Origin of the sequence: Vibrio satsumensis (assembly GCF_050337435.1) — a bacterium.
Lineage (GTDB): Bacteria > Pseudomonadota > Gammaproteobacteria > Enterobacterales > Vibrionaceae > Vibrio > Vibrio satsumensis.
On sequence record NZ_JAKJSX010000013.1, the window covers coordinates 128297 to 150796 of the forward strand.

The window sequence follows — 22500 nt, forward strand, 5'->3', positions numbered from 1 at the left end:
AGGCACAATGCTTTACCGTCTAGCCAGAACTGGCTTTTTCCAACTTGATGCCGAAAAGGCACATGATCTAGCAATTCAAAATTTCAAACGCTTCACAGGCACGCCTATTGATCTTTTGTATCGCCAACAATTACCTCACCGACCTGTAGAGTGCATGGGTCTTACTTTTAAAAACCCAGTTGGCCTTGCTGCCGGCCTAGATAAAAACGGCGAATGTATTGATGCGTTTGGCGCAATGGGTTTTGGTTTCGTAGAAGTAGGGACTGTTACTCCGCGTCCGCAAGCGGGTAACGACAAACCTCGTTTGTTCCGTCTTGTTGAAGCTGAAGGTATCATCAACCGCATGGGTTTTAATAACCTAGGCGTTGATAACCTTGTTGAGAATGTTAAGAAGTCGAACTACGACGGCATCTTAGGCATCAACATCGGTAAGAACAAAGACACACCAATTGAAAAGGGCGCTGAAGATTACTTGATCTGTATGGAGAAGGTATATCAATACGCTGGTTACATTGCTGTGAACATCTCTTCACCAAACACTCCAGGACTTCGTTCTCTTCAATACGGCGAAGCACTAGACGATCTATTGTCTGAACTGAAAACGAAACAATCTGAACTAGAAGAGAAGCATGGTAAATATGTTCCTCTTGCTCTTAAGATTGCTCCGGATCTAAGTGACGATGAAATCAGCCAAATTTGTGAATCATTGATCAAAAATAAGATCGATGGTGTGATCGCAACGAACACAACATTGGATCGTTCAATCGTTGAAGGCATGAAGCATTGCGACGAAGCGGGTGGCCTAAGTGGACGTCCAGTTCAATCTCGCAGTACTGAAGTTGTTCGTAAACTTTATCAAGAGCTTGGTGACCAACTGCCGATCATCGGGGTAGGTGGTGTTGATTCGTATGTTGCTGCAAAAGAGAAAATGATGGCAGGCGCTAAGCTTGTACAAGTTTACTCTGGTTTCATTTACAAAGGTCCAGGCCTTGTAGGCGACATCGTTAAAAATCTTTAAACGGCAAGACGCTTTTATTTCTGAAAAGCGACAATCTGGCATCGTCTTAATAAAAGAGACACTGTAACTCACTGAGTTGTAGAGAAAAGCGACAAGAAAGAGGAATTCATTTCCTCTTTTTTTTTGCCTATTGCTCAGTAAAATTACTGTAATTGAAGGTAATTTTGCGTTTTACCTAATGGAATGGTTCAACAGTGTGAGACGAAATGATGCTTAAACCTAGCGATACATGGAGTTGGTATTACGATGAGCAGCAATGTTCATTAATGCTAAACCTCGGAGAGGATATGATTTTCAAAACGAATCTGGTCCGTAATAAGCTGGTGGACTGCGCGTTTAGAGATAATGAATTCACCGTTGATGACGCATCTTCATACCAAACCTTCAAAGAACAAATTTCTGGCTTAGAACTGTCTGAGCCTCGCCAAGCTGAACTTGCACTCTATTGTGTGGCAGCAAAGCGCTTCCATAAGCCTGTACAGCCTAAGAGTTGGTTCTTCGACTCACAAGGCACTGGACATGAATATCCTCAAGAAGGGGATATTGTACAAATGAATAACGAGCATAGCTTAGGGTATTTCATTGTATTAGAAGTGGGAGAGTGTGCGAGCCTATGTGCATTTGTCGACCTAGAAGAGTTCCTATTAACGCCTTCAAAAGGGCTGCGATTTGGAGACTCAATCAAGGTGATGCACGATAGAATGGTAGACGCGAACGCTATCCTTCATCAAGCACACATAGCGATGGTGGGTTAACCTCCAATTTAGTACATCATTTCTACCACGCATCGCAGCACACAAGCGTATAAACCTTCCTCAGAATCGGCTTAATAGCCGATTTTTTTGTGCCTAAAAAACCTCATCCTGATAAATACATCACTGCTTAACCATTTAAATAGTGAACTTACGACTATTTTTTCACCTTAATTTCTGCCTGTTTTCATCACCATAAGAGTAAATCCCCCGTATTTATTCCCTGTTTCTGGTCTTTTGTAGCTAAATTTCACCCATAAATTACCACTGGTATATACCAATTTTGAAGTGAATATAAATTCACACTGCTACTTTGGTTAAGAAATGGTCCGAAATGGAGTTGGTTTGATAGGTCTTGTGTTCTAAGGGGATGTGGGTAAGCGATCGCTTCAAGACTGTGCATTTGCTAGCCAGTTAGTCGAAAGATTCAATGAAAAGACGTGTTTAGTGTGATGCTCTAGTTACAAATTCAGGTATAATCGAGCTCATTTTTATCAATAAAAGAACACTATGAATCAATATCTAGCGGTTACCTCAAACGGCCTTGAGAATTTATTAGTTGAAGAACTAACCCAACTAGGGATTACAAACGCAAAACCTGTTCAAGCAGGTGTTAAATTCAAAGCGACCAATGAGCAAATTTATCGTTGTTGTTTGTGGAGCCGTTTGGCTTCTCGATTTGTACGTGTCCTTTCTGAATTCACTTGTATGGACGACATGGATTTGTACCTATCAACCACTGCGGTTAACTGGGTAAATCAATTCCATAGCTCTAAGCGTTTTGTTGTTGACTTCAATGGTACGAACAACGAAATCCGTAATAGCCAATACGGTGCGATGAAAGTAAAAGATGCCGTTGTTGATTGCTTCGAGAAAAAGTCTTTGCCTCGTCCTTCTATCAGCAAAGAGAACCCAGATGTTCGTATTCACGTTCGTCTACACCGTGATAAAGCGATTCTTGGTGTTGATATGGTGGGTAGCGGTCTTCACCAACGTGGTTACCGTCCAGAATCAGGTCGTGCTCCGCTGCGTGAAACGCTAGCTGCTGCAATCCTTCTTCGTAGTGGTTGGGATGCAACGAAACCTTTCTTAGACCCTATGTGTGGTTCAGGTACGTTAGTGATTGAAGCTGCAATGATGGCTGCAAACCTAGCACCAGGTGTCAAACGTCAGAAATGGTGCTTTGAATCACTAGAAGATTTCGAACCTGAGCTTTGGGCTGAAGTTAAAGCAGAAGCTAACGTTCAAGGCCGTCGTGGCGTTAAGAAAGTCGAATGTAAGTTCTATGGCTACGATAATGATGAACGCATGATCAAAACAGCGCGTGATAACGCTCGCCGTGCTGGTGTTGAAGAGTTAATTGAATTCGAAGTAGGTGATGCTGCAAAACTTAAGCGTCCTACAGAGTTTACTGATGGTGTGATTGTTTCTAACCCACCTTACGGTGAGCGTCTCGGTACAGAGCCGGGTCTAATTGCACTTTACACGGCATTCGGTGCACAACTTAAAGCTGAGTTTGGTGGCTGCAACGCGTCTATCTTCTCTAGTTCAGACGAACTACTTAGCTGCTTACGCATGCGTGCAGACAAACAGTTCAAATTGAATAACGGTGCGTTACCGTGTCACCAAAAGAACTACTCAATTTCAGATCGTCCGATGTCAGAGCGCCCAACAGGCGAACAAGAACAATTGATTGCACCTGATTTCGCGAACCGTCTTAAAAAGAACATCGGTAAAATTGGCAAGTGGGCTAAGAAAGAGCAATTAGATTGTTACCGTATCTATGATGCTGACTTACCTGAATACAATGTAGCGATTGATGTATACCCAGGTCACCTTGTGATTCAGGAATATGCAGCGCCTAAAGATGTACCGGAAGAGAAGGCAAAACGTCGCTTAACCGATATCATCCGTGCTTCTATCCAAGTAACAGGCGTTGAAGCAAATAACGTGGTTCTTAAGGTTCGTCAGAAGCAGAAAGGCCGTTCTCAATACCAGAAGATGGCTCAAGACTCATCTAACCTAGAAGTGAACGAATACGGCGTTAAGCTGATTGTTAATCTTCATGATTACTTAGATACAGGCTTGTTCCTAGATCATAAGATCACTCGTCGTCGCATCGGTGAGATGGCCGCAGGTAAAGATTTCCTAAACCTGTTCGCTTACACAGGCAGTGCATCTGTTCATGCTGCTGTCGGTGGCGCACGCTCTACAACAACGGTTGATATGTCGAATACCTACCTTGAGTGGGCAAAGCAGAACATGGAGCTTAATGGCCGAGTTGGTCGCCAACATCAGTTTGTTCAAGCTGACTGCTTACAGTGGTTGGTTAAAGAGCAGGGTTCTTACGACCTGATCTTTATTGATCCACCTACGTTCTCAAACTCAAAGCGTATGGATCAATCTTTCGATGTTCAACGTGATCATATTCAGTTGATGGAAAACCTTAAGCGTCTTCTTCGTGAAGAAGGCACGATTGTGTTCTCTAACAACAAGCGTCACTTCAAAATGGACTTGGAAGCTCTGGATGAATTAGGTCTTAAGGCTCAGAACATCTCTGCTAAGACGCTTCCATTGGACTTCTCTCGCAATAAGCACATTCATAACTGCTGGTTGATTACTCATAAGTAGTTAAGAGATTGTATAAGGATATATAGTGCTGACTCTCTACAGTACAGAAGGGTGCCATCTATGTGAGATGGCATTCCAACTCACGGAACAGTTAAATATTAGCCATCACGTCAACGTTGTCGACATTGCATTCGATGATGAGCTCTTTTCCCGTTACGGGGTCACTATTCCTGTGCTCAAATTTGAAAGCTCTGATCTTTCTCAAAGCTCAGAGCTTAACTGGCCATTTGGCTTGTTAGAACTTAATGATTGGTTAAAGAAGAATGGCATTACTTACAATTCATAATGGGCAATTAGCGTTTGGCGATCACCCGTTATTAGATCGTGCGGACTTTGCGCTGCAAGAAAACGAACGTGTGTGTTTAGTAGGGCGCAATGGCGCTGGTAAGTCTACGTTGATGAAAATCCTGTCTGGGAACATCATCATGGACGATGGCAAGATGCAAATCACGCAAGATGTGGTTGTGTCTCGCTTGGAACAAGATCCACCGCGTAATGAACAAGGTACAGTCTATGACTACGTTGCTGGTGGCCTAGCGGAAATTGGTGAACAGTTGAAGATCTATCATGATCTTCTGGATCTCATTGGTACTGACCCGAGCGAAAAGAACCTAAACCGTCTTACTCGCGTTCAAGAGCAACTGGATCATGCGAATGCATGGCGCTTTGAAGATCGCGTAAGTAACGTATTAGCGGCACTTAAGCTGACTGCTGAAACAAAGCTGACGGATCTATCTGGTGGTTGGCAACGTAAAGCGGCGCTTGCTCGTGCACTTGTATGTGACCCAGACGTTTTACTTCTAGACGAACCGACTAACCACTTGGATGTTGCGACTATTGAATGGTTAGAAGGCTTCCTGAAAGACTTCCGTGGTTCAATTATTTTTATCTCGCATGACCGTGCTTTCATCAAATCGATGGCAACACGCATTGTTGATCTTGATCGCGGCAAACTAAGCTCGTTTCCAGGTGATTACGAAAACTACCTAGTTGAAAAAGAAGAAGCGCTACGTGTTGAAGAGATGCAGAACGCGGAATTCGATAAGAAGCTCGCTCAGGAAGAAGTATGGATTCGTCAGGGTATTAAAGCTCGTCGAACTCGTAACGAAGGCCGTGTACGTGCGCTTAAGAAGCTACGTGAAGAACGTTTGAATCGTCGTGAAGTGCAAGGAAAAGCGATCATCCAAATCGACGATGGCCAGCGTTCAGGCAAGATTGTATTTGAAGCTGAGAACATTAACTTTGGCTTCGAAGGCAAAGAGATTGTTAAAGACTTCAGCTTCAACATTATGCGTGGCGATCGTATCGCTCTTATTGGACCTAACGGTTGTGGTAAGAGTACGGTACTTAAACTGCTTCTTGATCAGCTTAAGCCAGATTCAGGTCGTCTGCATTGCGGTACTAAGCTTGAAGTCGCTTACTTCGACCAATACCGTGAAATCCTAGACCCTGAGAAGTCTGTAATTGATAACCTAGCGGATGGTAAGCAAGAAGTCACTGTAGGCGGCCGAGAGCGTCATGCACTAAGCTACTTACAAGATTTCTTATTCTCTCCAAAACGTGCTCGTACTCCTGTTAAAGCACTATCTGGTGGTGAGAAAAACCGCCTGTTATTAGCTCGTATCTTCCTTAAGTCGAACAACTTATTGATTCTTGATGAACCAACCAACGATCTAGATATCGAAACTTTGGAACTTTTAGAAGATTTGCTTGCCAACTATCAGGGTACGCTTCTTTTAGTGAGCCACGATCGTCAGTTTGTTGATAACACAGTTATGACAAGTTGGATCTTCGAAGGTAACGGTGTGATTGAAGAATTTGTTGGCGGCTATCACGATGCTCAGCAGCAAAGAAAGCAAGCATTAGAGTACCGACAGGTTGAAAAGCCATCAAAGCCTGAGAAAGTAGTTGAGGAAACTCCCAAAACTGCGCCAGTTAAGGCTAAACCTAAGAAGTTATCGTATAAGCTACAACGAGAACTAGAAGCGCTACCAATGCGTTTGGAAGAATTGGAAACTCAAATTGAAACTCTTCAGGAAGAAGTCAACGATCCAAACTTCTTTTCAAAATCTGTAGAGCAGACACAACCAGTTTTAGATAAGCTATCTGCAGCAGAGCAGGAGCTTGAAGTTGCTTTTGAGCGCTGGGAAGAGCTCGAGGCACTACAACAGGAAAGTTAAGAAGTAATAATGACTTGTACTAAATTTAAATTAACAACAGTTGCAGCGCTAGTTTTGGCTGCAACCAATGCCAACGCTGCACTTTACAAAGTAGTTGAAGTAACGCCTTCGATTACAGGTGCATCTGAAATCTTTGGTGTAGCGATTCAGCCAGCAACAGTTACAGACACTGAAAGTTGTTTTACGACTGGTACCGTTGGCGGAGTTGCATGTGATAGTTTTAAATTGGCTGGTGAAACTCGCAATACGGTCGAGGCTGTAAGTTATCGTGAAGAAGTACCATTCGCGATGGACGCTCCGTTCCAATACATCCAAGAGTTCGATGATTTCGAAAACTATTGTTATAGAGAGCTAAGATACTCTACATGTGAGAGTTGGGCGCAAAACCGTTGGAATGATACTTGGAGTAAGGAAAGGTTCGACCTAACTTACGTCAATGCAAAAGCATTTGTTGAAGGCGGCGCGACATTTGACACTCGTAATACGGTCATTAACTCTCTAGATAATAATGCTCAACCACTAGGTGTTAAATCTGAAGGTGGTATCCGTAATAATGCGATGTTTACGACGACGGCTGGGCCTACTGGCACCTCTGAAACTCGTGCATGGAAAGCGATTACGGCAAGCAACAGTACTGTTTATAATGTAGGTAGTGTATCTACGGCAGGTCCAAAAACGGACACTTCGGATACAACATTTAGCTCAAAAGCTGCTATCTGGGATGGTACTACAACAAAAGAGATTGATTGGATCAGAAGTGGAAATGCTCAACAAGATGAATACTTTGCCCAAGGCAGTATGCGTTCAATTGTTGAATCAAACTCTGTTTTCTATGGTGTTGGCTATAATACAGCAGATGGTAATGGCGACCTACAAGACATGAATGCCAGTGTTTTTGTGAGCGATTCACTTGACCTTACCAGCGCAACATGGACAACTAAACAGATTAGCGGTGCAGAGGTTAAGTCTGGTTCATCGAATGACGATGCTAGATACAGTAACTCCGTTGCGACTGATATTAACCAGAATTTGTTTGCTGTTGGTTATTCTAAGCGTAATGGTTATGTGCCAGAAAGTGGTAGTGCGGGTAACAAGATTTTTGTTGTAACTGATGCTAAAAACCCGACAGCAACGTATTTGTCTGGTGGTATATTCTTCGGCGGTTCGAGCGGTGAAGCTAAAGCAGTTAACAACTTTAATGAGTTTGTTGGCCAAATAGATGCAGAAACCACTCGTGAGGTTGATGGTAGTGAAAGAAGACACAGAGGCTTTATATATCCTTATAACGTGTCTTCATCAACTGAAGCTCGTCGTGTAGACATCTTTAACGGTCAGGCTTGGTGGTTAGATGATCTAACAAATGATGGTATTGTTTCCGGAGAGAACAACAAGTTCCGAATCATTGATGCTACTGACATTAACGATGCTGGTGTGATCTCTGCTACTGCTATCAAATGTACAGTTGGAGGAACGACTCAACCGTATGACACAACTTCTCACAACTCATACTGTGGTGGCGCTGCGTCTAACGCAGTAGAAGAGGTGGTAGCCGTTAAACTGGTTCCAATTGCTGGTGCTACTAAAGCTGATATCCAAACTCGTAGTGCCGACTCAGAGAAAGTCGATCGCCAAGGTGGTAGCCTAGGTTGGTTGACTTTGACTGTGCTTGGTCTGTTAGGGTTCCGCAGAAAATTTAAATAATTTTATCTCTTGAGCCCGAGTTCACAATTCTGAACTCGGGCTTTTTTTCGCCTTGAGAAAAGTGAAAATCTGATCGATTCTTAAAGTTGGAGTCACAAAAACTCCGCAAAGTTGTAATCATTGTATGTTAGTAAATGGAATACCCGTATGAGGACTGCACTATGAAGAGACAAAAGCGTGATCGACTAGAACGAGCACAATCTCAAGGCTACAAAGCTGGTTTAAATGGTAGGTCGCAAGAAGCTTGCCCATATAGCCAAATGGATTCTCGGTCTTATTGGTTAGGTGGTTGGCGTGATGCCAAAGATGATAAGCAATCTGGTCTCTATAAATAGATAGGCCGCGAAGAATTAAAGGTCAGGGCTCCATTGTTTGTTGATACAACAGCTGGAGCCTTGTTAGTTTCAGAACAATACAAAGATTACCAGAGCTTTTTAGCATTCTAGTTTCGCTATCATAAGCGTATCGCTGGTGGATTTATTCTGTTTCAAAATAAAGACGTGATACTTTAATGCACTATAACTAAATTTATTGGCGTGAAAATAAAGCAGCCATGGGCTGCTTTATTAAAAATCTAACTAACAGATTAGAATGCTGACGTATCTTGGAAAAGGCCAACTTTCAAATCTTTAGCAACGTAGATCTCTTTGCCATCAACAAGTACGCGACCATCCGCAAGGCCCATAACTAGGCGGCGGTTAACAACACGCTTCATGTGGATCTCGTAAGTTACTTTTTTCGCTGTAGGCAGAATTTGACCAGTGAATTTCACTTCGCCAACCCCTAGAGCACGACCTTTACCTTCGCCGCCAACCCAACCAAGGTAGAAGCCAACAAGCTGCCACATAGCATCAAGGCCTAGACAACCCGGCATTACAGGGTCACCTGGGAAGTGACAATCGAAGAACCATAGGTCAGGAGTAATATCCAGCTCAGCAAGAACTAAACCTTTACCGTAATCACCTTCAGTTTCAGACATCTTAGTGATGCGATCCATCATTAGCATGTTCGGTGCTGGTAGTTGAGGGCCTTGTGGCCATAGTTCGCCTTGGCTTGATGCTAGAAGCTCTTCGCGAGTGTAAGAATCACGTTTGTTTTGCATTATCAATTACTCCGATTTTTGATAGGTGCATATTAGTGAACAGGTGTACGCTAAACAAGTCCGATCAGTACTAGACAAACCAGTTTTTAATGCGTCCAACAATTCCAATAGGGTGCTCATGTCTTTCAAAGTTTTCAATACGTTCTGCGATTTTGCTCAGAACGCTTTCTTGTTCATCGTCTCTAAATGGCTTGTTCATAATGAGAGGAATTGCTTCATCTACATTAGACACAGACCAAATATGGAATTCTTCATTTTTAATGCTTTCAATTAGGTCTGGCTTCAGTGCAAGGTGCCTTAAATTCGATCTTGGAAGGATCACGCCTTGTTCGCCAGTTAAGCCATTATGCTTACACACATGGTAGAAGCCTTCGATTTTTTCGTTTAGCCCACCAACCGCTTGTACACGACCAAATTGGTCCACTGCACCAGTAACCGCAATTTGTTGATTGATAGGGTATTCAGACAAAGCACTAACCAGAGAACACAACTCCGCAAGAGAAGCACTATCGCCATCTACTTCGCAGTAAGACTGCTCAAATACTACGGAAGCTGCGTATGGTAATGGATCTTCAAGGTTTAGTGCGCTGCTCACAAATGCTTGCATGATCATCATGCCTTTAGCATGAAGATTACCACCCAGCTCGGCTTTGCGCTCAACATCGGCAATATCACCATCACCAAAGTGAATAACACAGGAAATTCGTGCAGGTTCACCATACGATATTGGGTGTCCCGGTACATCGATGACCGTCAACCCATTAACTTGACCAACTTGTTCACCTTCAGTTTCGATAATGACTTGGCCATCACGAATATCATCAAGGGCGCGTTCTGGTAGATAAGATTCACGGTTGTATTTGTGCTGCTGAGCTTGCTGGATATGGTGAATATCAATCTCACCATTGTCGGCTTCAATCAAAGCTTCGTTCAATAACGCGTTGTGCCAAATAGGGCACAGTGGGATATAGCTTTGATCTTCGGTTTCTCTTGCTCCGGCAGTAAGAATGCCCGTCAACGCTTGTTGCGTGATGTTTGGTAATTCATAGCGTTGTTGAAGCCACTTAAGGTAACCAAGATATTGAGTCAGAGTGTCTTCTGAGAGCTTAATGTCTTGTTCAATTTCGCTGAATAGGCAAAAACCGGTTTGAATATCGCTGTCTAGGTAATCAAGGTCACCTAGTTGAGCTCTGTCTCCAACTACAATTAACTTAATATTGTAAGTAAGAGGTAAGGTTGGCGACTGATTCAAGTGTTCAGGGTTACTGCTGATAGGCTCTACAGCTTCACCAAGCAGCGCAGATTTAAGCAGTAACCAGCTTCCTGGGTTTGCCAAGATCAGGTTTGCTGAAACGATCAGATAACCGTTGTTTGCTCTAGCCAGTAGGCCAGGTTTTGTCGCAATAACCTTACCGTCTTTCGATTGAACTTGGTCAAATAGAGAGGCAGCATTTAAAGACTCAGTTTTGATAACCGGCAGAGTGTGATCATCTAAAGCAGTGACTAGAGATTCAACAATCATTTGACGATAGATTGAATTGTCCGGAGCATTTACCAGTAAAACGCGCGAAAGGTTAGACAAGCGAACAAAGCGGGTTAGCGCATCTTTGAATCTATGTTGAATATCTGAAAACGGGAAAGGCGAGATGTCAGGGAATTGCTCTAATTGAGCGCTATATTCGTCGTACTGAGGCGTAACATGTCGCCAATCTACTTGAGTCATTTAAGTTTCTGATTATGATAATGAGGTAGGGAGTATATAGAAAAACCGATCTCGCTTGTAGCTCTATGTGGTAGTTACTAATCACTAAGCTAATATAAGTATGATCTTGGTCTATTCTTTCAAGACAATAATTGTGAAATAACCCATTCTGGGTTACGCTGTCACTAGGATTAACTCTCGAGATTAGACATGAAATATCAGCAACTTGAAAACTTGGAATGTGGTTGGAAATGGAACTATCTGGTCAAAAAGTGGAAAGAAGGTGAATCGATTACTTGCCATATTGATTCAAGTGAAGCTGACGTTGCTGTTCAAGCATTATTGAAGCTGGAACACCAGCCTACGGGTGTTCTTGAGTGGATCTCTAACAACATGTCTCCTGAGCTCGATAACAAGCTTAAACAAGCGATCAGAGCTAAGCGAAAACGCCACTTCAATGCTGAACAAGTTCACACCAAAAAGAAATCAATCGACCTTGATTATCGTGTATGGGAAAAGCTATCTCAACGAGCGAACGAGCTAGGTTGTACGCTTTCTGACGCCATCGAGTATTTGGTTAGCGAAGCGTCTCGTAGTGAACAGGCCAGCAAGACAGTGACTAGCCTTAAAGAAGACTTAAGCAAACTCCTTTCTGACGATAAATAACCATCAACAGTAGTGGTGACATTATGATGTACGTAATCTTAATCGGTGCGGTATTAGTTTTTTGGTTAGTAGCAGTCGATCGACCGGTATTGAAAATTAAATTTAGCGACGGGGCGATCGAACAAGTTAAAGGGCATCTTCCACCGAGCTTTAAGCACAACCTTCAAGAGATTGGTCATAATAATACCTTTAAAGGTGAGCTAAAAGTGTATGCAAAACGCTCTGGCTATAATCTCAAGTTCACTAAAGATGTGCCTAAAAACGTACAGCAACGTATTCGTAACGTGTTCCCGCATAATGGTTTTAAGTCTAAAGGCTCAAAGAAAGCGTAATTGTTGAGAAATACGCCTTACTTGGTAAACCCTCATACTTAGTTAATCCTTCACTTTCCTTAACTATCTGCATACTGTTCTCACTTCCTAACAGAGAGAACAGTATGAGATATCTAATATTCTTGTTGTGTTTTGTATCCCCATTCGCATTTCCTGATGATGCATTGGTCAACCCTGTAGCCAAAAAGATCAAAGTCACTGTTATGAAAGGCTTCAACAAGAGTAAAGTTGATTTCGATGGCTATTGCGATCTAATGATTGAGATGAAGCACTCTAAAGGCTATACAAGAATTAAGAGGGTGAGAACATCGGGCGATAGTAAGGTTTGTAAACAGGCTAAAAAGCACCTACCAAAGGAGAGAAAGTTCAAATACAGTTTCCCAGAAAAGTATATTCGTCTCCATATCGAAAATTAACGGGGGTAGTGCACTATAACTAAATAACCTCAATTTTATTGAAACAATTTCGTGAACCAATCTCTAATTTCTATTAATATTAGTTTTATTATAAAGGCAGCATATGCCGATAAAAGGCAATTAGGGCAAAGGAAAGTTACGGTTGTTGTTAGCAAATAAAAGTTACTCCCCCGAAGTTATTGAGATCTCAAGGAAGGTCACAATCAATGTTGAAGCTCGCTTTAATCGATGGTTAATCTCACCAGAATATAAGCTTGCGCAATCGACAGTAGATACGTTACTAAGTTTGGAAAATAGGTATTGTGATAGCGTCATATTTGATGAATCCGACCGTATCTCTCACAACCAACGTATTTTATTGCGCTGTGAGCAAGATCGAGTCAATGCTCATCGCGAGAAGGTCAATGCAAAACAGCAAACATTACGGTATGTGATAGACGATGTCAGCAATGCCGCTTCTGCGCTTATGCTTGAGAAACTACAAGGAACGCTAATAAGTTCTTTGTTCTCGGAACTGCCAGATTACAATGAATTCGCTAGTGCTGCGTATTCGCCATCCTTAAACTTTTCCAAACTCCATGAAATATCAGCAAAAAGCAGGCCATTGAGCTCAAGTTTAATCGAGTTTGTTTCTAATCGTGAGTTCACAGAAAAGTACGGCAAGAAGTCCAAGGTAATTCTCGATCCAAAAATTGCAGCACGCCAAATAGGTATCGAGAACTGTCGTTTATTGTTCCCATTGTTAATGAGCCAGCAGCTAATTAAATGGAATGATGGCAACATTAAACACATCACACCTAAGGTTTGGCAGCACCTGGTCGTGACGTCAAATGCGACTCGAATTCGACTTCAAGAAACATCGGTAAAAGACCCTAATGTTGGTATTCTACTTGGCGTATTGAGAACTCTCCCTTTGTTTTTGATTTGTAACCACTTTTCTTCTATATTTGAAGATGCATTAGTAAAAACTATGCTCGGTTACCGAGATGCCAGTGATAAGCATGATGAATATTATGCTTGTGCAGAAGTGCTCCCAAACACCCAGTTTCTCGAAACGATGGTAGAGAAATTAGAGCTGAAGTTACTAAAAAACCTCGTTGAATTTGTAGATTGGAGCCCAAGTAATCAGTTTATAAAGAGGGCTCTTCTAGAGGAAGTGAATGATACCCCCGTGCTTGAGCGAACAGTTTATGGTGCTGCTCTGGCCCAAGGTCGAAAGTTTTCTATTTTCGAAGCGTTAGATAACAGCGAACTATTTAACGTTAAGCATCGACCTTATTGGTTTTCTACAGTTCAAATGTCTATAACGACAATTGAACAAATGCAGGATAGGGTGCCTGGAAAACTGACGACGAACATGTAAAAAGGGGAGCCACATTTAATGTGGCTCCCCTTTTTTGTTGCACTGTAACTTAAATGCGAGAGCCTGACTTATTGTTATAATCTTGATTTATCCCGTTTAACAGACCACTTCGAATGTAAACGACTCTTGTTTGGCTATTGCGTGCTTAACGGGTATACCAAAGCGCTGGCAAGTCATCAGAACTTTCAGTTTTCTGTCGGCCGGAGCGTGCTCAGAGAGGATCACCGAACTTAGGCACTCTCTATTAAGGTAGAGCTTATTACCCGTTATCTCTTCATCAGGTAACACCCAGCGATATTCCTTTTCATAACGCCAATTAGAATGCTTGAGCTTGAATATTTCGGAACCTAACCCTAATGCCTGCAATCCACTCAATGATTCTAAGTGGGACATGTTTAACTCATCTTCATATTGAACCTCAAAACAGTTGAGGTTGGCCTCGCCGCTATAGCAGTTGAGATCATACTCGATACACATGCCTTTAAAGTTGTCGCCATACTGAGACCATAGTATTGGGTGGTCGCTAGATTGAGAAAAACACATAACCTTGAAATTGTTCTGAAGTTCATTCTTGAATATATGGTTAGATTCAAAAGGGTTATTGAAAGTTTTAGCGTAATCGAACCACAACGAACACTCGGCAATCGACTGTATGTTTCTATCATGGAGAGATCTGAACTTATAAAGTTTAGGCAACATATCAAACACCTAGTTTACAAAATTGCCTGATGTTAACACTTTAATTTGCTTTTATAGCTTGAATGCATTGCATTTGATTGCTTAATCACCAAATTTATTCATATAACTGCTTGATAGATCAAAATTTAAACACGAAATGGCAGCCTGTTTAAGTGGTTTATCTGGTGGTTGAGCGATAGCGAGCTAGTGTTCGCTTGTTGAAAATAAGATACAACGTAACTTCGAGTTTGTCAGGATGAGGTTGGTAAACAGGGACAGCTGTGTTTAATAAGCTTCGTGTCAATATCTTAAAGCTATCGGATATATGCTCTAGATCGATTCCAACGATATCCCAGTAAACTAAGTGTGACGTAAAGTACCCATGTGAAACGCGTGCGCATGTTAATTGTTTTAGATGCTAGTACGAACATTGGCGTCAGAAGAAGAGCCACATGAAAAGTTGGTGACGGTTGTAGGTAAAATAACTCAATTTGATTGGCTATTGATAAAGGTGTCGTTTTGGTGTTATCAATAAAGATGATCGCCTGTGTGAAATCTGAAAAGAAAACAACAGCATGCCCACAAGACTCACACACAACACAGCAAAAATGACTACAAACAAGAGCATGAATCAGTAAACGACAAGAGAAAAGCTTTCTGTTGATAAAGTTTGTGTGAATGGAGACCAAATTCGACGGTACAGACGTTGGACACATATATAGCTATTTGTTTTTTGTGATCTTAAGAGAGCCGCTTAAGTAGACCAATATAGGTAAGCTTAGGAGGACATTTTAAAATGGCTCAAACCGGACATTACTAAATTGCTCTAACAGCCTAAGTGCGTATTATGTATATTATGTTAAATTGGGTTTGATGTTTATAAGGCGGGTGCCATTCTATGATGCCCTGCCTTTTGTTTATCTACCAAATTGACGTTCTATTTAACAGTAAAGCTATTTACCATAAAATACCTAATAAACATATTTCCTAATCTTCGATTAAGAATACGTTTATTAGACTTCAAGCATTAATCGATCAATTGCTTCTGTGATCTCTTTGGTTCTTACTGGCTTGGTCACGAAATCATTCATGCCGACGTCTAAGCACGAACATTTGTCTTCTACTGATGTGTGTGCTGTTAGTGCGACGATTGGTATTTTGATGTTGGCATCTCTCATGTGCTTGGTTGTGGTTAGTCCATCCATCACTGGCATCGACATATCCATTAAAATAATGTCTATCGAGTCAATGGCTTTTTCAACAAAGCCAATAGCTTCTTCACCGTTGCTGGCGATGAAAACTTTGTGGCCTTGTCGCGTCAGGATTAACTTAATGACCATTTGATTCGTTGGATTGTCTTCGACAACTAACACCGAATAACGGCTTCTTAACTCGGGTGAACATTTATTGTCTTCATTATTGGCCAGATTGTTCTTAACTCTGGTAAGCACTGGCAACTGTACTTCGAATTTTGAACCTTTTCCTGGCTCACTCTCTACCGATATACGTCCACGCATCAGCTCAACTAGTCTTTTGGTTATTGCCAAACCTAAACCAGTGCCACCAAATCTGCGTGTGATTGTGCTATCAGCTTGTACAAATGGACTGAATAGCGACGAAAGTTGTTGCGAGCTAATGCCAATACCGGTGTCTTCTACCGTTATATAGAAAGAGCTCTGCTGGTACTTGATAGAAACGTGGACATGCCCACGTTCAGTGAACTTAATCGCGTTGCCAATCAGATTAAATAGGATTTGTGCCAGGCGACTTGGATCTATGTAATGAAGTTCGCCTTCAGGGATATCGCTTGTTACTGTTAGCGCCAAACCTTTATCGTCTGCTGTCTTCTTTTGTTCAGATAATACAAAAGTTACAGTGTCTCTTACATTGCTCCATTGAGGTGTTAGAGAGAAACATCCAGATTCAATTTTAGAAAAGTCCAACACGTCACTGATAATTGCTAATAGAAGCTCTGATGACGTGCTCATATTAAGAACTATAGACTGTTGTTCTTCGTTGAGTGACGTGGATTTTAGTGTGTCGATTAAGCCAATGATAGCATTTAGCGGTGTTCTCAACTCGTGACTCATCATCGCGAGAAATTCAGACTTGGCCTTGTTAGCTCTTTCTGCGTCTTTTCTTGCCGTGACTAGTTCTGCAGTACGTTCTCTAACTGTCGCTTCAAGCTTTTCTTTGTTCTCAATATCGAAAACAGCGCGCTCTATTAACGGGCGGAAACGGTTTAGTGTGGCTTTGGTTTCAATACTAAAGTGCTTAGTATTTGAGTGGATAAAAATGATAACGGACTGTGTTAGACCACTATCTATCCCAGTAATCAGCACTGAATTGATTTGGTCGAGAATAATGGGATGCAGAGAGTTAAATTCCCCAAGAGATTTGGGTTCGAAAAGGATGGCACATTCACCATTAATGACTCGCGATAGTTTGCCACAATCACTCCAATTCATCTGTTCGAAGACTTTGTTATTGGTTAGCAAAGTTTTGAAGCTACCTTCGTTCCCTACCCTTGATACCACTATAAAGTCATCAAATTTAATGTATTTTTTGAGTACGAACTCAAGGCTGGAGAATATCTCAGATATATTACTCGCCTTACTGATCGCTGAGATGGTTGATAAGATCACCCTGTTCTCTTCAGCCAGTTTTCGCTCACGGGCTTTTAGTTTTTGCAGTTCAATACGAGCTTCTTGCAGCGCTTCTTGACCTTCAGACCCCATTATTTTCTCAACCTATAAAACGTTGCAGACGATACCATTAAATTCCCGTGTGCATTCTCACCGCCAGATAGCCTACCTTGCTCACCAAACGTGAATGGACATATGTAAGGAAGCCCGTTAAGTGCTTGATTTATTTGATCACAAACCTCCTCCATGTCTTGTTTTAGATTCAACATTGGACCGGCACAAAATATATTGATCGCCCCTAATTTCTCTTCAAGATCCATATCGTTGTAGTACGAGGAGTGAATGATGTTCGCGGCGCGGCTGATCAATTGCTGCTTGGAGCCTTGCATCAAATAAATGGTGTCGCCTTCACTGATATCCGTAAAGAGCTCGATACCGTTGCACTCCGTTTCGCGAATTGAGTGAGATAGTTTGAAATACGGATAGTTGTAAGATGTACCGACTTTTCTGCCTAGTGGATAGACAGATGACTTTTCAAAGATATAGCCGTCGTCACTGCCACCTAAATGGAAATTAGTCCATTCATTGTAAACCGTGGCGGCTGGCCTGTGATCTATCTCAAGCAAGATTCTATTTCTTACTTTGGTCACGGTTCCTAAGTATCGCGTAGGCGTGTGCCCTGCACTGAATGATGAATAGATAGACTGAGAGGAGAAAAAGACGGTTAATGAGACGCCATTAATTGAGAGTGACTCTTCGGTAAAGATACTCCAATTTCCAGAAACCTGATTGTCTGCAGCACTGCCACCGATAATTGGAACCTCAGTGCCGAATTTCTTATCGATAGCCGCCATCACTTTCTCTTCATTACCTGGAGTGGAATGAAGCAAGATAAGGTCGGGAATTTCACCTTCTCGGTTGGCGTTCTTGAGTGCTTTATCGATCGCGTTGAAGGTGCTGGCGTCTATGGAGTCACCGAAGTGCTCAATGCCCGTGCCGTAAGCGTTGATGCCTGAATCATAAATGATGAGCACACCGATCACAGGCCCTGAATGGAATCCAGTTTCAGTCATAATCCCATGGCATGTCGTGCATCCATGTATTGGAATATTAGGGAGAGCATCTACGAAATATCTCTGCACAGCGAGTGTCGAGTACTCTTCTGTGCAGTAGCAAATAAGACAAGCGATATCCTCGGGGTTTTCTACCCCAAGAAGCAGTTCATCTACGGCGATTTTATCATCTAGAGAATAAGAGACTTTTGATAGAAATTTCATAGAGTTCTGGAAACTTTATTAATGTTGTCTTTATAACACTTTAATGCGCAAGGTTTCACTGGTTTAGTCAATATTTCTATCAAAGAGCGAGGTGTTGCTCAGTTTTGAGTTTTATTCTTTTGAGAGATTTACTGTATACGTCATGACCTGTTGTGGAAATGTAACCGTTATTGAGGAAGTCTTATCATTGGTTTGTAAAAGCCAAGATGAAGCCCCTTTCGATTCTAAAACTCCGCTTCCATCATAGTTAATGATAAATTTGCCAGTTTTAGATGTTTCAATTGAATACCCCTGACTATTGCCCGAAATCGAAACATTATTATTATCAATACCAAATTCACAAGGTTTTGAAACTATACAGCTTACTGTTTCGTTATTATCGTATGTTACTGTTCTCCAAGTAAATGCAGCTATTAAAATAATCAACATGACGATAATTTGAACAAGCCTGCCTTTTGTTAGCTTTTGTGCCGCCATTATAATCTTTACTCCTTGTTACAAAGTTCAAAGTTTTTAAATAAAAATCCAATTCCAGACCAAGCGTAAGGTTACTACTCTGTCATTGATTTGTTAATTCAAGTATAGTGTCGCGTTGAAAATGCCACTTTTTTTTAAAATCAGCAAGTGGAAATAAAGCCCTGAATAGGCTGAATTTCCTTTTCTAATTTGGGTGGCATTACGACGTGAGTCGTGTTGGAAGTAAAGTGTAGTAAATAAGAAATTGGAAGCATGCAAATGAGCCAAGAAAAGCAGCTTGAACAAAACTACAACTATACGGTCGTCCGTCAATTTACCCTAGTTACAATTTTGTGGGGTATTGTCGGTATGGGCGTTGGTGTTTTGATTGCCGCTCAATTAGTTTGGCCACAGCTAAACTTTGATACGCCGTGGTTGACGTACAGTCGTTTACGTCCCCTGCATACTAATGCGGTTATTTTTGCGTTCGGTACAAGTGCGCTGTTTGCAACATCATATTATGTTGTACAACGTACCTGTCAGACGCGTCTCTTTGGTGGCCCTCTCGTAGCCTTTACCTTTTGGGGTTGGCAAGCGATTATCCTGTCCGCTGCAATTACTTTACCGTTAGGTTTAACCTCTGGTAAAGAATATGCGGAACTTGAATGGCCAATCGATATTGCTATTACTCTTGTGTGGGTAGCTTATGCGGTCGTGTTCTTCGGAACAATGATAAAGCGTAAGACATCGCACATTTATGTAGCAAACTGGTTCTTCGGAGCCTTCATCATCACGGTTGCCGTGTTGCACATCGTTAACAGCCTTGCTGTTCCTGTATCTGCGTTTAAATCGTACTCGATTTATTCCGGTGCGATCGATGCAATGGTGCAATGGTGGTACGGACACAATGCGGTAGGCTTCCTATTGACAGCTGGTTTCCTAGGTATGATGTATTACTTCGTTCCTAAACAAGCTGGTCGCCCTGTTTACTCTTACCGTTTGTCGATTGTTCACTTCTGGGCTCTAGTGTCTTTGTATATCTGGGCTGGTCCTCACCACCTACACTACACTGCACTTCCTGACTGGACTCAATCTCTAGGTATGGTTATGTCTTTGGTTCTGTTTGCTCCATCTTGGGGTGGCATGATCAACGGTATTATGACTCTATCTGGTGCGTGGCATAAGCTTCGCTACGACCCAATCCTACGTTTCCTAATCGTTTCTCTATCATTCTACGGCATGTCGACTTTCGAAGGCCCAATGATGGCAATCAAAACGGTTAACGCACTATCTCACTACACGGACTGGACTATCGGTCACGTTCACTCTGGTGCGTTAGGTTGGGTTGCAATGGTTTCTATCGGTTCGGTTTACCACTTAGTTCCTAAACTATTTGGTCAAGAGCGTATGTACTCTGTATCTCTAATCAATGTTCACTTCTGGTTGGCAACGATTGGTACGGTTTTCTACATTGTTGCAATGTGGATCTCTGGTGTGATGCAAGGTCTGATGTGGCGTGCAGTTAACTCTGACGGTACATTGACTTACAGTTTCGTTGAATCTGTAGAAGCTTCTTACCCGTTCTACTTTGTACGTTTCTTAGGTGGTTTCATCTTCCTATCTGGTATGTTCTTAATGGCATACAACACGTACAAAACTGTTTCTGCACCTAAAGATAGCCTTAAAGCTATCCCTCAACCGGCTTAAGGAGATTTAGAATGAGCTCAAATTCAAATAATCGCCATGAGTTGGTAGAGAAGAACGTTGGCCTACTAGCGATCTTGATCGTTATTGCTATCAGTTTTGGTGCGTTAGTAGAAATTACCCCTCTTATTTTCCAAAAGCAGACAACTGAACCCGTAGAAAACCTACGTGTTTACTCTGCTCTCGAAATGGAAGGTCGTGATATCTACATTCGTGAAGGTTGTAACGTATGTCACAGCCAAATGATTCGTCCTTTCCGCTCCGAGACTGAACGTTACGGTCACTACTCTGTAGCTGGCGAAAGCGTTTGGGAACATCCATTCCTATGGGGTTCTAAGCGTACTGGTCCTGATCTAGCGCGTGTTGGTGATCGTTACTCTGATGAGTGGCACCGTGTTCACCTTATCGACCCTCGTGAACTTGTTCCTGAATCAAACATGCCTGGTTTCCCATGGCTTGCTGAGAATGTACTTGATGGCAAATTGACTCAACAGAAGCTTGAACTCTTCCGTAATCAATTTGGTGTTCCTTACACAGATGAACAAATTGCTAACGCTAAACAAGATGTTGAAGGAAAAACAGAGATGGATGCAATCATCGCTTACCTTCAATCGCTTGGCCACGCAATGAAATAAGGAATAATTATGGACATTATTACATTTCAAAGTGTTTGGACTGTGACTGTTTTTGCTTGCTTCATCGGCATCGTTTGGTGGGCATACGGCAAGAACCGTAAATCACGTTTCGACGAAGACGCGAACCTAGTGTTTGCTGACGACGAGCCAGCAACAAGTTCTAAAAATGAAGGAGTGACAAAGTAATGAGTACATTCTGGAGTATCTGGGTTAGTGCGATTACGATTGGTACCCTAATTGGTTGTGCTGTCTTACTTCGTTGGTGTTTTAAAGATAAAACAGGCGTTGAAGAAGGTCATGATATGGGCCATGAATACGATGGTATTCGTGAGCTTAACAACCCACTACCAAAATGGTGGACATACCTTTTCATCAGTACGATTGTTTTTGCAGCGGTTTACCTTGCTCTATACCCAGGCCTTGGCAACTTTAAAGGTCTACTAGGTTGGACAAGTTCAAACCAAGAAGTGCGTAGCATTGAAGAGTCTCGCTCTGCAATTGCTGCTGCGCAAGCAAACAAACAGTTAGATGCGTACGCGAAAGAGCTTGATGATGCAGACACCTACTTCGGTGAAGCATTCAGAAAGCTTGCTCACGACGAAAACGGTTTACGTTCAATCCCTGACATTGCATCAGATGCTGACGCAATCAAAGTGGGTCAACGTTTATTCTTGCAAAACTGTTCTCAGTGTCACGGCTCTGATGCACGTGGTCAGAAAGGTTTCCCTAACCTAACTGACGATGCATGGCTATATGGCGGTGAGCCTGAGGCTATCGTAACAACAGTTATGCACGGTCGTGTTGGTCAAATGCCTGGTTGGAAAGACGCGCTTGGCGAAGAAGGCGTAAAAGAAGTAGTTAGCTACACGCTTAGCCTTTCTGGTCGTAGCGTAAACGCACGTGAAGCAGAAGCTGGTAAAGCTCGTTTCGTAGTGTGTGCTGCGTGTCACGGTACTGATGGTAAGGGTAACCCTGCTGTTGGCGCTCCTGACCTAACTGACCGCGATTGGTTGTTTGGCGATTCTCGCGCAGATGTAACTGAAACAGTTATGTACGGACGTTCTGGTGTAATGCCTGCTTGGAAAGATATTCTAGGCGAAGACAAAGTACAGCTAGTTTCATCTTACGTGTGGAGCTTAAGCAACTCAGATAATAAGTAACATTTCAATAACAGCCTCTTTCTAAGAGGCTGTCTTTCCTTTATTTTATAACCCCTTCTTTTTATTCTTTTTTGAGATATTT

The 22500-nt window shown here is 42.2% G+C and carries 21 protein-coding genes; 15 read left to right on the forward strand and 6 right to left on the reverse strand.

The genetic code is table 11. The features are described from left to right. The first annotated feature begins 7 nt into the window (after positions 1-7). The 7 genes from pyrD to rmf all read left to right on the forward strand — a co-directional run bounded on the left by pyrD (position 8) and on the right by rmf (position 8617). Positions 8-1018 (forward strand): quinone-dependent dihydroorotate dehydrogenase, encoded by a 1011-nt coding sequence (gene pyrD / locus L4C44_RS17515; protein WP_123301690.1) that lies wholly within the window; start codon positions 8-10, stop codon positions 1016-1018. A 206-nt stretch (positions 1019-1224) separates the two neighbouring features. Next, positions 1225-1773, forward strand: a complete 549-nt coding sequence (locus L4C44_RS17520) for a cell division protein ZapC (protein WP_285955041.1) — start codon at positions 1225-1227, stop codon at positions 1771-1773. 507 nt (positions 1774-2280) lie between these two features. Beyond that, entirely contained in the window at positions 2281-4401 is a 2121-nt protein-coding gene (gene rlmKL, locus L4C44_RS17525) for a bifunctional 23S rRNA (guanine(2069)-N(7))-methyltransferase RlmK/23S rRNA (guanine(2445)-N(2))-methyltransferase RlmL (protein WP_146489723.1), read from the forward strand. A gap of 25 nt (positions 4402-4426) precedes the next feature. Next, positions 4427-4687: a glutaredoxin family protein gene (locus tag L4C44_RS17530; protein WP_019823251.1), complete on the forward strand. Its 261-nt coding sequence runs from the start codon at positions 4427-4429 to the stop codon at positions 4685-4687. Then, complete coding sequence (locus tag L4C44_RS17535; RefSeq protein ID WP_285955042.1) at positions 4665-6581, forward strand: ABC transporter ATP-binding protein; 1917 nt, start codon at positions 4665-4667, stop codon at positions 6579-6581. The genes L4C44_RS17530 and L4C44_RS17535 overlap by 23 nt, the downstream gene beginning before the upstream one ends. 9 nt (positions 6582-6590) lie before the next feature. Further along, the gene (locus tag L4C44_RS17540) at positions 6591-8282 is read left to right on the forward strand and encodes a DUF3466 family protein (protein ID WP_428805483.1); all 1692 of its coding nucleotides are present in this window, start codon (positions 6591-6593) and stop codon (positions 8280-8282) included. A 161-nt stretch (positions 8283-8443) separates the two neighbouring features. Continuing rightward, positions 8444-8617 (forward strand): ribosome modulation factor, encoded by a 174-nt coding sequence (gene rmf / locus L4C44_RS17545; protein WP_017059676.1) that lies wholly within the window; start codon positions 8444-8446, stop codon positions 8615-8617. A 251-nt stretch (positions 8618-8868) separates the two neighbouring features. On the opposite strand, the gene fabA is transcribed toward rmf, so the two are convergent. Together fabA and L4C44_RS17555 are read right to left on the reverse strand one after the other, a co-directional pair. Further along, positions 8869-9384, reverse strand: a complete 516-nt coding sequence (fabA, locus tag L4C44_RS17550) for a bifunctional 3-hydroxydecanoyl-ACP dehydratase/trans-2-decenoyl-ACP isomerase (RefSeq protein ID WP_017059675.1) — start codon at positions 9382-9384, stop codon at positions 8869-8871. 70 nt (positions 9385-9454) lie between these two features. Then, positions 9455-11107 carry an AAA family ATPase gene (locus L4C44_RS17555; protein ID WP_017066880.1) on the reverse strand — a complete coding sequence of 551 codons (1653 nt, stop codon included), beginning with the start codon at positions 11105-11107 and terminating at the stop codon, positions 9455-9457. Between the two features lie 189 nt (positions 11108-11296). Between L4C44_RS17555 and matP the strand changes: the two genes are divergently transcribed. From matP to L4C44_RS17575, 4 genes are all read left to right on the forward strand, one after another. Continuing rightward, on the forward strand, positions 11297-11752 hold the full coding sequence (gene matP, locus L4C44_RS17560; RefSeq protein ID WP_010440786.1) for a macrodomain Ter protein MatP: 456 nt from the start codon (positions 11297-11299) through the stop codon (positions 11750-11752). Positions 11753-11775: 23 nt separating this feature from the next. After that, entirely contained in the window at positions 11776-12084 is a 309-nt protein-coding gene (locus L4C44_RS17565) for a DUF3634 family protein (RefSeq protein WP_017059672.1), read from the forward strand. 104 nt (positions 12085-12188) lie between these two features. Continuing rightward, positions 12189-12500 (forward strand): hypothetical protein, encoded by a 312-nt coding sequence (locus tag L4C44_RS17570; protein ID WP_327783801.1) that lies wholly within the window; start codon positions 12189-12191, stop codon positions 12498-12500. Positions 12501-12642: 142 nt separating this feature from the next. Beyond that, entirely contained in the window at positions 12643-13863 is a 1221-nt protein-coding gene (locus tag L4C44_RS17575; protein ID WP_146489728.1) for a hypothetical protein, read from the forward strand. A 96-nt stretch (positions 13864-13959) separates the two neighbouring features. Here L4C44_RS17575 and L4C44_RS17580 read toward each other — a convergent pair whose 3' ends face one another. The 4 genes from L4C44_RS17580 to L4C44_RS17595 all read right to left on the reverse strand — a co-directional run bounded on the left by L4C44_RS17580 (position 13960) and on the right by L4C44_RS17595 (position 18940). Beyond that, positions 13960-14562, reverse strand: a complete 603-nt coding sequence (locus L4C44_RS17580) for a DUF2971 domain-containing protein (protein WP_146489729.1) — start codon at positions 14560-14562, stop codon at positions 13960-13962. A 992-nt stretch (positions 14563-15554) separates the two neighbouring features. Then, positions 15555-17279 (reverse strand): ATP-binding protein, encoded by a 1725-nt coding sequence (locus L4C44_RS17585; RefSeq protein ID WP_327783802.1) that lies wholly within the window; start codon positions 17277-17279, stop codon positions 15555-15557. Next, positions 17279-18463, reverse strand: coding sequence for an FIST signal transduction protein (locus L4C44_RS17590; protein ID WP_327783803.1), 1185 nt, complete (start codon positions 18461-18463; stop codon positions 17279-17281). The genes L4C44_RS17585 and L4C44_RS17590 overlap by 1 nt, the downstream gene beginning before the upstream one ends. Positions 18464-18574: 111 nt before the next feature. After that, complete coding sequence (locus tag L4C44_RS17595) at positions 18575-18940, reverse strand: hypothetical protein (protein ID WP_239715884.1); 366 nt, start codon at positions 18938-18940, stop codon at positions 18575-18577. A 252-nt stretch (positions 18941-19192) separates the two neighbouring features. Here L4C44_RS17595 and ccoN point away from each other — a divergent pair, with 252 nt between their 5' ends. Genes ccoN through ccoP form a run of 4 tightly spaced genes read left to right on the forward strand, consistent with a single transcriptional unit; the run spans position 19193 to position 22418 of the window. Continuing rightward, positions 19193-20626 carry a cytochrome-c oxidase, cbb3-type subunit I gene (ccoN, locus tag L4C44_RS17600; RefSeq protein WP_009846707.1) on the forward strand — a complete coding sequence of 478 codons (1434 nt, stop codon included), beginning with the start codon at positions 19193-19195 and terminating at the stop codon, positions 20624-20626. 11 nt (positions 20627-20637) lie between these two features. After that, a complete protein-coding gene (gene ccoO, locus L4C44_RS17605; RefSeq protein WP_004742292.1) occupies positions 20638-21258 on the forward strand; it encodes a cytochrome-c oxidase, cbb3-type subunit II in 621 nt (206 codons plus the stop codon). Positions 21259-21267: 9 nt separating this feature from the next. Further along, complete coding sequence (locus tag L4C44_RS17610) at positions 21268-21444, forward strand: CcoQ/FixQ family Cbb3-type cytochrome c oxidase assembly chaperone (RefSeq protein ID WP_004742291.1); 177 nt, start codon at positions 21268-21270, stop codon at positions 21442-21444. Continuing rightward, complete coding sequence (gene ccoP, locus L4C44_RS17615) at positions 21444-22418, forward strand: cytochrome-c oxidase, cbb3-type subunit III (protein ID WP_086711456.1); 975 nt, start codon at positions 21444-21446, stop codon at positions 22416-22418. The genes L4C44_RS17610 and ccoP overlap by 1 nt, the downstream gene beginning before the upstream one ends. Positions 22419-22500: the final 82 nt, after the last annotated feature.